The sequence below is a fragment of the Mesorhizobium sp. M2A.F.Ca.ET.037.01.1.1 genome (assembly GCF_003998075.1).
Lineage (GTDB): Bacteria > Pseudomonadota > Alphaproteobacteria > Rhizobiales > Rhizobiaceae > Mesorhizobium.
Genome location: NZ_RZSA01001256.1, coordinates 1 through 1,617, shown reverse-complemented (window position 1 = coordinate 1,617; position 1,617 = coordinate 1). Strand labels below are relative to the sequence as shown.

At 64.7% G+C, this 1,617-nt stretch carries 2 protein-coding genes; both read right to left on the bottom strand.

What is annotated here, in order from left to right; genetic code table 11:
- The coding region (locus EOA27_RS35705; RefSeq protein WP_145970805.1) for a tripartite tricarboxylate transporter TctB family protein at nt 1–396 on the bottom strand (396 nt) is incomplete at its 3' end.
- A 108-nt stretch (nt 397–504) separates the two neighbouring features.
- Nucleotides 505–1,482, bottom strand: a complete 978-nt coding sequence (locus tag EOA27_RS35700; RefSeq protein ID WP_126081215.1) for a tripartite tricarboxylate transporter substrate-binding protein — start codon at nt 1,480–1,482, stop codon at nt 505–507.
- Nucleotides 1,483–1,617 lie beyond the last annotated feature (135 nt).

The window sequence follows — 1,617 nt, the reverse complement described above, 5'->3', positions numbered from 1 at the left end:
ACGCAGCGGGTGCCGGCTGCCGAAGCCGAAACAGACCAGCACGAACATGATGACCGAGGCCGCGGTGAAGCCGAGCGGCTGGATGAGCACGAGGTTGGCAACGAGACCCGCCGCCACGAGGCCCATCGCCTTCCAATCGGTCGGCGTTTCCTTTTCCTCCTCCGGCTGCCAGCCGCCGCGAATGGCGGCGAGGATGAGCAGCAGCGACAGCAAGATCATCCCGGCCATGGTGATATAGGGGAAGACCGTCGGGCCGACCTTGGAGTAGAGCGGCGAGACCGGGATCGCCAGCGTCTGCCAGGCGACGGCGCCGGCGCAGGCGAGAAGCCCGACGCCGATCAGTAATTCAGGTAAGGCAAGACCCGGCGGTGACGCCTGATGGTCGCTGGTGCTCATGATCTCCTCGCCGGATGGCCGGCACGCGGCTGCCGGCATCGCCGCAGTCCATTTCCTGCTTGCATGCTGTCACGGAGGCGGTGCCGCCTCCGTGATCCGGTGGACGCCTCAGGCGAGACCGAGATCCTTCAAAATGGCGCCGATGCGGGCGGTGTCCTCGGTGACGAACTTGGCGTAGTCGTCGCCAGTGAGCAGGATCGGCGTCCAGTTGCGGTTCTTGCACTCTGTCGCCCAGGCGTCGCTCTTGGCCATGGTCTCGATCAGCTTGATCATCGCCGCCTTGTCGTCGTCGGACACGCCGGGCGGCGCGAAGACGCCGCGCCAGTTGAACAGCTCGACATCGAAACCGGCCTCCTTCAGCGTCGGCGCATCGATGCCGTCCTGGCGCTTGTCGGCCGAGATGGCGAGCAGCCGGAGCGCGCCGGCCTTGATCTGCTCGGAGAATTCGCCGTAGCCGGAAATGCCGGCCGCGACCTGGTTGCCGAGCAGCGCCGACAGCGCCTCGCCGCCACCGGCGAACGGCACATAGGAGAGGTTCGCCGCCGGCACGCCGGCCGTCTTGGCGATCAGGCCGAACAGGATGTGGTCGGAACCGCCTGCCGAGCCGCCGGCAACCGGAACCTTGGTCGGATCGGCTTTCAGCGCGGCGACGAAATCGCCGGTCGTCTTGAACGGCGATTCCGCAGGCACCACCAGCGCCTCGAACTCACCCGTAAGGCGAGCGATCGGTGTCACCTCGGTAAGATTGTTGGCTGCCTTGTTGGCGATGATGGCGCCAACCATGACCATGCCGGCGACCATCAGCGAATTGCCCTTGCCTTTCCACTGATTAACGAATTGCGGCAGGCCGACCGTGCCACCGGCGCCGCCGACATTGGTGATCTGCGAGCCGGATATGAGCTTCTCGGAGCGCAGCACCTGGTCGATCGTGCGCGCCGTCTGGTCCCAGCCGCCACCGGGCGCCGCCGGAACAAAAATCTGGATCTGCGGCACGTCCTGCGCCAAGGCGGGGGTAAAATGCAGCGCGGTGAAACCAGCGGCGCCGACGGCTGCCGTGCTCGTCAGGAATTTGCGTCTGTTCAGCATGGGGATTTCCTCCAAATCACGACACCTCTCCTCCAGGTGCCCTGCCAAGACGAGGCCCGACACAGGCCTTCACTTCGATTTCAAGCAAATGTTATCTCGTTCTGTCAATAGGAATACCATTCTGCTAGACAGAAC